Here is a 12,270-nt window from a genome sequence, read left to right on the forward strand (position 1 = left end):
AGGCAGGACCATGGCAAACGCGCATAGCGGCAAAATGATCGTCGGGCTGGACATTGGCACTTCCAAGGTGGTGGCGCTGGTCGGTGAAGTCGGCGAAGACGGCACCCTGGAGATTGTCGGGATCGGCACTCATCCCTCCCGCGGCCTGAAGAAGGGCGTGGTGGTGAACATTGAGTCGACCGTGCAGTCGATCCAGCGTGCCGTCGAAGAAGCCCAGTTGATGGCGGGCTGCCGCATTCACTCGGCCTTTGTCGGTGTGGCCGGCAATCACATCCGCAGCCTCAACTCGCACGGCATCGTCGCGATTCGCGACCGCGAAGTCAGCACGGCCGACCTCGAGCGCGTGCTCGACGCTGCCCAGGCGGTGGCGATTCCGGCTGACCAGCGCGTGCTGCACACCCTGCCGCAGGACTACGTGATCGACAACCAGGAAGGCGTTCGCGAGCCGCTGGGTATGTCGGGCGTGCGTCTGGAAGCCAAGGTGCACGTGGTGACCTGCGCGGTCAACGCGGCGCAGAACATCGAGAAATGCGTACGCCGCTGCGGCCTGGAAATCGACGACATCATCCTCGAGCAACTGGCCTCGGCCTACTCGGTGCTGACCGATGACGAGAAAGAACTCGGCGTGTGCCTGGTCGACATCGGCGGTGGCACCACCGATATCGCCATCTTCACCGAAGGCGCGATCCGCCACACCGCAGTGATCCCGATTGCCGGCGACCAGGTCACCAACGACATCGCCATGGCCCTGCGTACACCGACTCAGTACGCCGAAGAAATCAAGATTCGCTACGCCTGCGCCCTGGCCAAGCTGGCCGGTGCCGGCGAAACCATCAAGGTGCCAAGCGTTGGCGACCGGCCGCCGCGCGAACTGTCGCGTCAGGCCCTGGCCGAGGTGGTCGAGCCGCGCTACGACGAGCTGTTCACCCTGATTCAGGCTGAGCTGCGTCGCAGCGGCTACGAAGACCTGGTCCCAGCCGGCATCGTCCTCACCGGCGGCACGGCGAAGATGGAAGGCGCGGTGGAACTGGCCGAAGAGATTTTCCACATGCCCGTACGCCTCGGCGTCCCGCACAGCGTGCGTGGCCTCAGCGACGTGGTACGCAACCCGATTTACTCCACCGGTGTGGGCCTGCTCACCTACGGTCTCCTCAAGCAGTCCGAGGACCTGACCCTGACCGGCAATAGCAACAGCAGCAACAGCTATGGCGAGGAACCGAAGGCTCCAGTGCTTGAGCGTCTCAAGCGTTGGGTCCAGGGCAACTTCTAAGTTTCAAAGCAGTAGTGGTAGGCGAAACAACTAGAGAACTGTAAGGAGAGGGAAAATGTTCGAGCTCGTAGACAACGTCCCGCAAAGCCCGGTCATCAAGGTGATCGGCGTCGGTGGTGGTGGTGGCAACGCCGTCAATCACATGGTCAAAAGCAGCATTGAAGGCGTCGAGTTCATCTGCGCCAACACTGATGCCCAGGCGCTGAAAAGCATTGGCGCACGGACCATTCTGCAACTGGGTACTGGTGTTACCAAGGGCCTTGGTGCCGGTGCCAATCCGGAAGTCGGTCGTCAGGCCGCGCTGGAAGACCGTGAGCGCATTGCCGAGGTGCTGCAGGGCACCAACATGGTCTTCATCACCACTGGCATGGGTGGCGGTACCGGTACCGGTGCAGCGCCGATCATCGCCGAAGTGGCCAAGGAAATGGGCATCCTCACCGTTGCGGTGGTGACCCGTCCATTCCCGTTCGAAGGCCGCAAGCGTATGCAGATCGCCGATGAAGGCATCCGCATGCTGGCTGAAAGCGTCGACTCGCTGATCACCATCCCCAACGAGAAGCTGCTGACCATTCTCGGCAAGGACGCCAGCCTGCTGTCGGCCTTTGCCAAGGCTGACGATGTGCTGGCCGGTGCCGTGCGCGGTATCTCCGACATCATCAAGCGTCCCGGCATGATCAACGTCGACTTTGCCGACGTGCGCACCGTGATGGGCGAGATGGGCATGGCGATGATGGGCACTGGCTGCGCCAGCGGTCCGAACCGTGCGCGCGAGGCCACCGAAGCGGCCATTCGCAACCCGCTGCTCGAAGACGTCAACCTGCAGGGTGCCCGCGGTATCCTGGTGAACATCACCGCAGGTCCTGACCTGTCGCTGGGCGAGTACTCCGACGTCGGTAGCATCATCGAAGCCTTCGCCTCCGACCACGCGATGGTCAAGGTCGGTACCGTGATCGACCCGGACATGCGCGACGAACTGCACGTAACCGTTGTGGCCACTGGCCTGGGTGCGCGCATCGAGAAGCCGGTCAAGGTTGTCGACAATACTTTGCAGACCGCTCAAGCGGCCTACGAGGCGTCGAACCCGGCTCCAGCTCGCCAGGAGCAGCCTGCGGTCAACTACCGTGACCTGGAGCGTCCAACCGTGATGCGTAACCAGGCCCATGCAGGTGCCGCCGCAGCCGCTAAACTCAACCCGCAAGATGACTTGGATTACCTGGACATCCCAGCCTTCCTCCGTCGTCAGGCTGATTGATGGAATTTATCAGGGCTATAAAGGTGATTGGTATTCAGCAAAGGACGGGTCTGTTATCATCCTCAGCCTTTGTTGATACCAATTCGCAATTTGCGCTGAAGCGGCCAATGCCATGATTAAACAACGCACCCTGAAGAACATTATCCGTGCCACAGGTGTCGGTCTGCACTCCGGTGAGAAGGTCTACCTGACCCTCAAGCCTGCGCCTGTGGATACCGGCATCGTCTTCCGCCGCGCCGACCTCGATCCTGTGGTCGAGATTCCGGCTCGTGCGGCCAACGTTGGCGAGACAACCATGTCGACGACGTTGGTCAACGGTGACGTCAAGGTCGATACGGTCGAGCACTTGCTCTCCGCCATGGCGGGTCTGGGCATCGATAACGCCTACGTCGAGCTCTCCGCCTCGGAAGTGCCGATCATGGATGGCAGCGCCGGTCCCTTTGTATTCCTGATTCAGTCTGCCGGCCTGGAAGAGCAGGACGCAGCCAAGAAGTTCATCCGCATCCTGCGGGAAGTGTCAGTGGAGGATGGCGACAAGCGCGCAACCTTCCTGCCTTTCGAAGGGTTCAAGGTGAGCTTCGAGATCGACTTCGATCACCCGGTCCTCAAGGACCAGACCCAAAGTGCCAGCGTCGACTTCTCCAGCACCTCGTTCGTGAAAGAAGTCAGCCGTGCACGGACCTTCGGGTTCATGCGCGACATCGAGTATCTGCGCGAGCAGAATCTGGCACTGGGTGGCAGCGTCGATAACGCCATCGTTGTCGATGAGACTGGCGTGCTCAACGAAGACGGCCTTCGCTCCGAAGACGAGTTCGTCAAGCACAAGATTCTCGATGCCATCGGCGATCTGTATCTGCTCGGCAACAGCCTGATCGGCGAGTTCAAGGGCTACAAGTCCGGACACGCGCTGAACAACCAGCTGCTGCGCAAGCTGATTGCAGAAAAAGATGCCTGGGAAGTGGTCACCTTCGAAGATGCCAGTACGGCACCGATCTCCTACATGCGCCCTGTTGCGGCTGTGTAAGTTCGAACACTCTCTAGTTCATTGAGGCCACCTTCGGGTGGCCTTTTTATTGCGCCAGATTCAACGCTGATCCTTGTGCTGGGCATGGCTGGCCAGGCGTTCCAGAGCTGCCTTGAGCTTGGGGTCGTCAATGCCTGCGGCCGTTTCGCGCAGGCTCTGCGCGGCATCGCCGGAGAGCTGGGTCGGGTGCCCGCCGCGTTTGGCCGGGATCACTGGTGGCTGCACCTTGAACAGGATCCGCCGCAGGTTGGCGAACACTTCAAGTTCGATCAGTTGCCGTTGCAGGCGTTTTTGCTGATAGCGCAGGCGCGTGGCCCAGTGGCCATCAGTGACCACCAGTAGCAACACACCGTCGCGCCAGGAGGCCACGTGGCAGTGCTCACGGGCCGCCGGTTGCAGCTGACTTTCGAGCAAACGCTGCAGATGCACCAGGCGTTCAGCCTGATTGAGCAGCAGCCGTAGCGGTCGGACTTCACGCAGGAGCGCGGCCGGCAGCCGGGCGGGCGAGGGTTTGTAAGCCATGACGGTACGCAGGAAGTTACAGAATGGCCATCTTAGCATCTGCGTGCGCAGCGCTGATTGATTGCCGGTGGCGACAGATGATGCAGTTGCCCTGGATCAGCACGCAATGGCCGGGGGCAAGGCATGTTGTGCAGGATAATAGCGATTCTCGGCAGCTTTCATCTTCAGCAAACCTTGAACTTGTAATAATCACCCTCATCTAAGAACCGTCCCCACCCTAGCGCTGTGCCAGCATCGTGGCAATCGACCACTTTCCTCACCATCGTTTCCGGGTAGAATGCTCGTTCGCATGCGGCCCAAGGGCTGCTCGGGCGACTCATGGGGCCGCCCTCCATCCCTAAGTGTGGAAGATCCTGCCGATATGTTTGCGCCTTTGTTAAAGAAACTTTTTGGAAGCAAGAACGAGCGCGAGATCAAACGCCTGCTCAAGACGGTGACCACCGTCAATGCCTTCGAAGAGAAAATGTTGGCCCTCTCCGATGAGCAACTGCGCGGCAAGACCGCCGAGTTCAAAGAGCGTCTGGCCAAAGGCGAAACCCTCGACCAACTCCTGCCGGAAGCCTTTGCTGTAGCCCGCGAGGCCGGCAAGCGTGTGATGGGTATGCGCCACTTCGACGTCCAGCTGATCGGCGGCATGACCTTGCATGAAGGCATGATCGCAGAGATGCGTACCGGTGAAGGCAAGACCTTGGTCGGTACCTTGGCGGTGTACCTCAACGCATTGTCCGGCAAGGGCGTGCACGTGGTCACGGTCAACGACTATCTGGCCCGCCGCGACGCCAACTGGATGCGCCCGCTGTACGAATTCCTCGGCCTCTCGGTTGGCATCGTCTCGGCCTTTCAGCCGCCGGAAGACAAGCGCGCCGCCTATGCTGCCGACATCACCTACGGCACCAACAACGAATTCGGTTTCGATTACCTGCGCGACAACATGGCCTTCAGCGTCGACGAGAAGTTCCAGCGTGAGCTGAACTTCGCCGTGATCGATGAAGTCGACTCGATCCTGATCGACGAAGCGCGGACCCCGCTGATCATCTCCGGCCAGGCTGAAGACAGCTCCAAGCTGTATATCGAAATCAACCGCCTGATCCCGCAGCTGACCCAGCACATCGAAGAAGTCGAAGGCCAGGTCACCCAGGAAGGCCACTTCTCGATCGATGAGAAGAGCCGTCAGGTCGAGCTCAACGAAGCCGGCCACCAGTACATCGAAGAGATGCTCACCCAGGCCGGCTTGCTGGCTGAAGGCGAGAGCCTCTATTCGGCGCACAACCTGGGCCTGCTGACCCACGTCTATGCCGGCCTGCGCGCGCACAAGCTGTTCCACCGCAACGTCGAGTACATCGTCCAGGACGGTCAAGTGCTGCTGATCGACGAGCACACCGGTCGGACCATGCCGGGTCGTCGTCTCTCCGAGGGCCTGCACCAGGCCATCGAAGCGAAGGAAAACCTGAACATCCAGGCCGAAAGCCAGACCCTGGCTTCGACCACCTTCCAGAACTACTTCCGTCTGTACAACAAGCTGTCCGGCATGACCGGTACTGCAGACACCGAAGCGTTCGAATTCGCTCAGATCTACAACCTCAACGTGATGGTCATTCCGCCGAACAAGCCGTTGGCGCGTAAAGACTTCAACGACCTGGTGTACCTGACCGCCGAAGAGAAGTACTTGGCGATCATTGCCGACATCAAGGAAAGCATGTCCAGCGGGCGTCCAGTATTGGTCGGTACGGCGACCATCGAGACCTCCGAGCATATGTCGGCCTTGCTCAACAAGGAAGGCATCGAGCACAAGGTGCTCAACGCCAAGTACCACGAAAAAGAAGCCGAGATCATTGCCCAGGCCGGTGCGCCAGGCGCTTTGACCATCGCCACCAACATGGCCGGCCGTGGTACCGACATCCTTCTGGGCGGCAACTGGGAGTCGGAAGTCGCGGCACTCGAAAACCCGACCGCCGAGCAGATTGCGCACATCAAGGCCGACTGGCAGAAGCGTCATCAGCAAGTGATCGAGGCCGGCGGCCTGCACGTGATCGCTTCCGAGCGCCACGAGTCGCGCCGCATCGACAACCAGCTGCGCGGCCGTTCCGGTCGTCAGGGTGACCCGGGTTCGAGCCGCTTTTACCTGTCGCTGGAAGACAGCCTGATGCGCATCTTTGCCTCTGACCGGGTGAAGAACTTCATGAAGGCCCTGGGCATGCAGTCCGGTGAAGCCATCGAGCACCGCATGGTGACCAACGCCATCGAAAAAGCTCAGCGCAAAGTCGAAGGGCGCAACTTCGATATTCGTAAGCAACTGCTCGAATACGATGACGTGGCCAACGAACAGCGCAAGGTGATCTACCACATGCGTAACAGCCTGCTGGCAGCGCAGGACCTGGGCGGCACCATCGAAGAGTTCCGTAAGGAAGTCCTCGATACCACCATCAGCCAGCACATTCCGCCGCAATCGCTGCCTGAGCAGTGGGATGTGGCCGGTCTCGAAGCGGCGCTGGCCAGCGATTTCGCGATCAAGCTGCCGATCCAGCAATGGTTGGATGAAGACGACCACCTGTACGAAGAAACCCTGCGTGAGAAGCTCCTGAGCGAGATCACCAGCGCATACACCGAGAAAGAAGATCAGGCCGGCGAAGAGGCTCTGCGCACCTTCGAGAAGCAGATCCTGCTGCGCGTGCTGGACGACCTGTGGAAAGACCACCTGTCGACCATGGACCACCTGCGTCACGGTATTCACCTGCGTGGTTATGCGCAGAAGAACCCGAAGCAGGAGTACAAGCGCGAGTCGTTCACGCTGTTCCAGGAACTGCTCGATTCGATCAAACGCGATGCCATCCGTGTGCTGTCGCACGTACAGGTTCGCCGCGAAGACCCGATCGAAGAAGAAGCCCGTCTGCGTCGCGACGCCGAAGAGCTGGCCCAGCGCATGCAGTTTGAACATGCGCCGGCACCAGGCCTGGAAAGCGAGCAGCTGAGCGAAGAGGGCGTTGAAGTCGCCGTTGCCGCCGCGCCGGTTCGCAACGACCAGAAGCTGGGTCGCAACGAGCCATGCTGGTGTGGGTCGGGCAAGAAGTTCAAGCATTGCCACGGCACCATTGAGTGATGCGAGTGATGCGAGTGATCTAAGGCCGCTGCTGGCTTGAGATTTTTGGGCTGCTTTGCAGCCCATCGCGACACAAGGCCGCTCCTACAGCCACCGTAAAGGTGTCAGTTGGGGCGGCTTTGTTTCATGGAACCTATCTGTTTTTATCTAGGAGCGCTCTAATGGCTGTTGGTCTTGGTCCTTTGCCCACCCTGCACCCGGTTCCCGGTTTTGAACTTGGCATCGCTTCGGCGGGCATCAAGCGCCCTGGGCGCAAGGACGTCGTGGTAATGCGCTGCGCCGAAGGCTCCAGCGTGGCTGGCGTGTTCACCCTCAACGCGTTCTGCGCGGCGCCGGTGATCCTCGCCAAGCAACGCGTGCAGGGCACCGTGCGTTACCTGCTGACCAATACCGGCAATGCCAACGCCGGTACCGGCGCACCAGGCCTGGCCGCCGCTGAGCGCACCTGTGCCAAGCTGGCCGAGCTGACCGGCGTTGACGCCCAGGCGGTGCTGCCGTTCTCCACCGGTGTGATTGGTGAGCCGCTGCCGGTCGAGAAGATCGAGGCCGCGCTGCAGGCTGCACTGGACAACCTTTCGGAAAATCACTGGGCTGAAGCCGCTACCGGCATCATGACCACCGACACCCTGCCCAAGGGTGCCAGCCGTCAGTTCCAGTTCGATGGCCAGACCATCACCGTCACCGGCATCAGTAAAGGCGCCGGCATGATTCGCCCGAACATGGCGACCATGCTTGGCTACATCGCTACCGACGCCAAGGTCGCTCCGGCGGTGCTCAAGGACCTGATCCTCGACGGCGCCAACAAGTCGTTCAACCGCATCACCATCGATGGCGATACCTCGACCAACGACTGCTGCATGCTGATTGCCACCGGCCAGGCCAAGGTCGCTGAAGTGACCGAAGCCAAGGGCGAGCTGTTCGACGCCTTGAAGCAGGCAGTGTTCGAAGTGTGCATGGAAGTCGCCCAGGCGATCGTGCGTGACGGCGAAGGCGCGACCAAGTTTGTTACCGTGCAGGTCAACGGTGGTGGCAATCATCAGGAATGCCTCGACGTTGGTTATGCCGTGGCGCATTCGCCGCTGATCAAGACTGCGCTGTTCGCCTCCGATCCCAACTGGGGCCGTATCCTCGCTGCCGTCGGCCGCGCTGGCGTGCCTGAGCTGGACGTCAGCCTGATCGATGTTTTCCTCGGTGACGTGTGCATCGCCAGCAAAGGCGGACGCAGCCCAAGCTACACCGAAGAGCAAGGCTCCAAGGTGATGGCTGAAGAAGAGATCACCATCCGCATCGAACTGGGTCGCGGCCAGTGCAGCGAGACCATCTGGACCACCGACCTGTCCCACGAGTACGTCAAGATCAACGCCGAATACCGGACCTGATCATTGGCCTGCGCCCTGGTCTGGCCACTGGCCGGGGCGCCTGACGCAGCAACGGAGGGTACAAGGTGCAGCGGATTCATGTAGTAGCGGCGGTTATCCGCGGTGGCGACGGGCGGATCCTCATCGCCCGTCGCGCCGATAGCCAGCATCAGGGCGGCCTGTGGGAGTTTCCCGGGGGCAAGGTCGAGGCCGGCGAAAGCGTCGAAGCAGCGCTGGCCCGTGAACTGCGCGAGGAGCTCGGTATCGAGGTCAGCGGATCACGGCCGCTGATCAAGATCAGCCATGACTACCCGGACAAGCAAATCCTGCTCGACGTGCGTGAGGTTGACGCATTCAGCGGCGAGCCGCATGGGGCCGAAGGTCAGCCGCTGGAATGGGTCGCGCCGCGTGACCTGCACCAGTACCAGTTCCCTGCGGCAAACAAGCCCATCGTCGCCGCTGCACGCTTGCCGGATCAGTACCTGATCACCCCTGATGGCCTCGAAGTGCCGCCGATGTTGCGCGGTATCCAGAAGGCTGTGGCCAACGGCATCAAGCTGGTTCAGCTGCGCGCGCCGGACATGTACGACCCCAAGTACCGTGATGTCGCGGTAGATGCGGCTGGACTGTGTGCGGGCAAAGCCCAACTGATGCTCAAAGGTCCGTTGGAATGGTTGGGCGACTTCCCCTCGGCCGGCTGGCACCTGACTGCCGCGCAATTGCGCAAGTACGCCGCCAAGGGCCGGCCGTTCCCGGAGCACCGTTGGTTGGCAGCGTCTTGCCACAATGCCGAAGAGTTGGCCCTGGCGGCGCAGATGGGGGTCGACTTCGTCACTCTGTCGCCAGTCCAGGCGACTCAAACCCACCCCGATGCACTGCCATTGGGTTGGGAGCAGGCCGCGGCGTTGATTGACAGCGTCAGCTTCCCGGTGTTCTTGTTGGGCGGCGTCAGCGCGGCAGACCGTGAGCTTGCCTGGCAGGCAGGCGCCCAAGGTGTGGCGGGTATCCGCGCGTTCTGGCCTGAGCTTTAAACAGGAGCCGCTTTGCGGCCCTTCGCGGGCAAGCCCGCTCCCACAAGGTCCTGTGGGAGCGCGCGAAGGGCTGCGAAGCAGCCCCAAATCAGCAACTGGATTGCAGGATCAAGCCTTAGGCTTTTTCGCCGCCTGCCACAGCACTTCTGCAACGCCCTGACGGCGGCCAATGATACGCGCTGCAACAAACAGCAAATCCGACACCCGATTGATATACGCCAAGCCAACCCCTTCCAGCGGCTCCAGCGCATTCAGCGCCTGGCAGCGGCGCTCGGCGGTGCGCGCCTGGCTGCGGCACACGTGGGCTTGCGCGATCAAGGCCGAGCCGCTGGGCAGGATGAAGTTTTCCAGCGGCCCAAGTTCGTCGTTCCAGAGGTCGATGGCTGCTTCAAGGCGCTCGACTTCAGCCTGGTTCAGCGCCTGATAACTAGGCATCGCCAGCTCGCCACCAAGGTCGAACAAGCGGTGCTGGCAAGGCGCGAGCACCTCGCTCAACTCGCTCAGCCCGGCCTCACTCAGCCCTGCCAAGAGCACGCCTAGCTGGCTGTTGAGCGTGTCGACCTCGCCAATCGCCTCGATCCGAGGGTGGTCCTTGGGCACACGGCGGCCGTCGCCGAGGCCGGTTTCGCCTTTGTCACCGGTGCGGGTGTAGATTTTCGACAGGCGAAAGCCCATGTCATGTCTCCGTTGGGGCCGGTGCTGCAGGCACGGGCGAGCCGAGGGGCAGGCGCAGGGTGAAGCAGGTGCCCTGGCCGGGCGAGGACTGCACCTCCATCTGCCCCTTGTGGTTGTTGGTGATGATGAAATACGAAACCGATAGGCCCAGGCCTGTGCCCTGGCCGATCTCCTTGGTGGTGAAGAACGGCTCGAAGGTACGCTTGCGCACCGCTTCGGGCATGCCGATGCCGTTGTCCTCGACCTGAATTTCCGCCCACGGCGGATTGAGCCGGGTGCGCAGGATGATGCGGCCTGGCTCGCTCGGTTGCGGGCGCAGGTGGATCGCCTGGGCGGCGTTCTTCAACAGGTTGAGCAGTACTTGTTCAAGCTCGTTGGCGGTACATGGCACCGGCCCCAGTTGCGGGTCGAACTGGCGGACGATGGCCTGGCCTTTGAAGTCGAAACCAATTGCCAGATCGAAGTCGTTGCCGGCAATTTCCACCGCCTGGTCGATCAGCGCGGGCAGGCTGCAGGGGGCCAGCTGGCGATTGCTGAGACGGCTGAAACTGAGCATGTGGGTGACGATCTTGGCCGCACGGGCTCCCGCCTGCTGGATGCCGTCGAGCAACTGCGGCACTTCGCGGCTGTGCAGGTAGCGGTTGATCTCGGCCAGGTCCAGGCCAAGCTCGGCGGCCTGTTCCTGGTTGCGCGGCAGGTCGGGCGATAAGCGCCGGCGGATGTTCTGCACGTTGTGCAGGATCGCCCCGAGTGGGTTGTTGATCTCGTGGGCCATGCCTGCGGCGAGGCCGCCCACCGAGAGCATCTTCTCTGACTGCACCATCATCTCTTCCAGGGACAGGCGCTGGGTGATGTCATCGATACGGATCACCACGCCGCGGCCGCCACCGCCGGTCAGTGGGTAGAAGGTCAGCGCGTAATGGCGGGCGTCGTCACCTTTGGGCCAGGTGACCCGCTCGATCTTGGTCACCCGGTGCTTTTCGACGGTGTCTTTGAGTTGCGGCAAGAACGGCTTGAGCGGCTCGAAGGCGATAAAGATCGGCTGGTTCAGCGCCTCGTCCAGGCGCGTGCCGGAGAGGGCGCTGGCTTCCTGGTTCCACTGAGTCACGTACAACTGCTCATCGAGTGCTATCAGCGCCGATGGCATCGAATCGATGATGCTGTTGAGGTAGTTCTGGAAACCCGTGAGCTTCTTCTCGATCTTGCTGCGAACCTGAACCTCCAGCTCCAGCTTGCGGTTGGTATTGCGGGTTTCTTCGGCCAGGCCCTGGGCCTGGTCGTAGGCGGTCTGGAATTCGTCGCGGGTGCGCTTGAGCTGCTGCTCGCGGGCCTCGATGCGCGACAGCATGGTATTGAAGGCGTTGGCCAGGCTGCCGATCTCATCGTCGTTGCCGCGCTGCGCGCGCATGGCATAGCTCTCTTCGCGGGTGACCTGGCGGCTGAGTTCTTCCAGCTGATTGATCGGCTGGGTGATCAGCCGTTTGATCTGCCGGGCGATCACCAGCCAGAGCAGGATGCTGAACACCAGAATCGCCAGGCTGGCGGTCAGCGTGCCGGTGTAGAACGCGGTCGGCAGCTCGCTGCTGGCTACCAGAAGGAGAAACGCCGGCGGGTTGCCCGGACGCGGCAGGCGAATCAGTTGAGTGCTGCGAAACTCCATCAGACGCCAACCGTCGATGTTGCGATAGCGCTTGGGCAGGGCCAGCGGTTCGCCGTGCTGCAGTTGCGCGAGCATGCGCCCGTCGCTGCCGTAGACCGCTGCGGCGCGCAGTGGGGTGTAGCTGTCGAGTTCCTTGAGCAGGGCGTTGGCGTTATCGCTGGAATCACCGGCGCGGGCCGACAGCTGCGGGTTGGCGACCAGCCTGCCGATGGTTTGCAGCGCCTGTGGCGCCATGCTTTCCTGGGTGATCCAGTAGGCCGCGCTGATAAAGGCCAGGTTGGCCACCAGCAGGATGGTGATCAGTAGTACCAGCAGGGCCGCAAGCAGTTTCTGCCCGACCGGGAGGTTATCCAGGCGTTGGCGCAGTTTCATGGGCAAGGC

Annotated in this window: 9 protein-coding genes; 6 read left to right on the top strand and 3 right to left on the bottom strand. The window is 61.7% G+C overall.

The features are described from left to right. Positions 1 to 10: 10 nt before the first annotated feature. The 3 genes from ftsA to lpxC all read left to right on the top strand — a co-directional run bounded on the left by ftsA (position 11) and on the right by lpxC (position 3,546). Positions 11 to 1,270 carry a cell division protein FtsA gene (gene ftsA / locus M2396_RS16120; RefSeq protein ID WP_101321986.1) on the top strand — a complete coding sequence of 420 codons (1,260 nt, stop codon included), beginning with the start codon at positions 11 to 13 and terminating at the stop codon, positions 1,268 to 1,270. A 55-nt stretch (positions 1,271 to 1,325) separates the two neighbouring features. Further along, on the top strand, positions 1,326 to 2,522 hold the full coding sequence (ftsZ, locus tag M2396_RS16125) for a cell division protein FtsZ (RefSeq protein ID WP_101321985.1): 1,197 nt from the start codon (positions 1,326 to 1,328) through the stop codon (positions 2,520 to 2,522). A gap of 112 nt (positions 2,523 to 2,634) precedes the next feature. Further along, complete coding sequence (lpxC, locus tag M2396_RS16130) at positions 2,635 to 3,546, top strand: UDP-3-O-acyl-N-acetylglucosamine deacetylase (RefSeq protein WP_101321984.1); 912 nt, start codon at positions 2,635 to 2,637, stop codon at positions 3,544 to 3,546. 60 nt (positions 3,547 to 3,606) lie between these two features. Here lpxC and M2396_RS16135 read toward each other — a convergent pair whose 3' ends face one another. After that, positions 3,607 to 4,068, bottom strand: coding sequence for a DUF721 domain-containing protein (locus M2396_RS16135; RefSeq protein WP_101321983.1), 462 nt, complete (start codon positions 4,066 to 4,068; stop codon positions 3,607 to 3,609). Between the two features lie 361 nt (positions 4,069 to 4,429). Here M2396_RS16135 and secA point away from each other — a divergent pair, with 361 nt between their 5' ends. From secA to M2396_RS16150, 3 genes are all read left to right on the top strand, one after another. After that, positions 4,430 to 7,165 (top strand): preprotein translocase subunit SecA, encoded by a 2,736-nt coding sequence (gene secA, locus M2396_RS16140; protein WP_101321982.1) that lies wholly within the window; start codon positions 4,430 to 4,432, stop codon positions 7,163 to 7,165. A 161-nt stretch (positions 7,166 to 7,326) separates the two neighbouring features. Continuing rightward, entirely contained in the window at positions 7,327 to 8,544 is a 1,218-nt protein-coding gene (gene argJ, locus M2396_RS16145) for a bifunctional glutamate N-acetyltransferase/amino-acid acetyltransferase ArgJ (RefSeq protein WP_101321981.1), read from the top strand. Between the two features lie 65 nt (positions 8,545 to 8,609). Beyond that, a complete protein-coding gene (locus M2396_RS16150) occupies positions 8,610 to 9,554 on the top strand; it encodes a Nudix family hydrolase (protein WP_101321980.1) in 945 nt (314 codons plus the stop codon). Positions 9,555 to 9,662: 108 nt separating this feature from the next. Here M2396_RS16150 and M2396_RS16155 read toward each other — a convergent pair whose 3' ends face one another. Beyond that, positions 9,663 to 10,229: a cob(I)yrinic acid a,c-diamide adenosyltransferase gene (locus M2396_RS16155; RefSeq protein WP_259075958.1), complete on the bottom strand. Its 567-nt coding sequence runs from the start codon at positions 10,227 to 10,229 to the stop codon at positions 9,663 to 9,665. Position 10,230: 1 nt separating this feature from the next. Next, positions 10,231 to 12,261 carry an ATP-binding protein gene (locus tag M2396_RS16160; RefSeq protein ID WP_101321978.1) on the bottom strand — a complete coding sequence of 677 codons (2,031 nt, stop codon included), beginning with the start codon at positions 12,259 to 12,261 and terminating at the stop codon, positions 10,231 to 10,233. Between the last annotated feature and the right edge of the window lie 9 nt (positions 12,262 to 12,270).

Source organism: Pseudomonas sp. BIGb0278 (assembly GCF_024809895.1).
Taxonomy (GTDB): Bacteria; Pseudomonadota; Gammaproteobacteria; order Pseudomonadales; family Pseudomonadaceae; genus Aquipseudomonas; species Aquipseudomonas shirazensis.

Bases quoted from the DNA above. Each gene is read 5' to 3' on its own strand.
- M2396_RS16160 (WP_101321978.1), bottom strand. From the start codon at position 12,261: ATGAAACTGCGCCAACGCCTGGATAACCTCCCGGTCGGGCAGAAACTG.
- lpxC (WP_101321984.1), top strand. From the start codon at position 2,635: ATGATTAAACAACGCACCCTGAAGAACATTATCCGTGCCACAGGTGTC.
- secA (WP_101321982.1), top strand. From the start codon at position 4,430: ATGTTTGCGCCTTTGTTAAAGAAACTTTTTGGAAGCAAGAACGAGCGC.
- ftsA (WP_101321986.1), top strand. From the start codon at position 11: ATGGCAAACGCGCATAGCGGCAAAATGATCGTCGGGCTGGACATTGGC.
- M2396_RS16155 (WP_259075958.1), bottom strand. From the start codon at position 10,229: ATGGGCTTTCGCCTGTCGAAAATCTACACCCGCACCGGTGACAAAGGC.
- argJ (WP_101321981.1), top strand. From the start codon at position 7,327: ATGGCTGTTGGTCTTGGTCCTTTGCCCACCCTGCACCCGGTTCCCGGT.
- ftsZ (WP_101321985.1), top strand. From the start codon at position 1,326: ATGTTCGAGCTCGTAGACAACGTCCCGCAAAGCCCGGTCATCAAGGTG.
- M2396_RS16135 (WP_101321983.1), bottom strand. From the start codon at position 4,068: ATGGCTTACAAACCCTCGCCCGCCCGGCTGCCGGCCGCGCTCCTGCGT.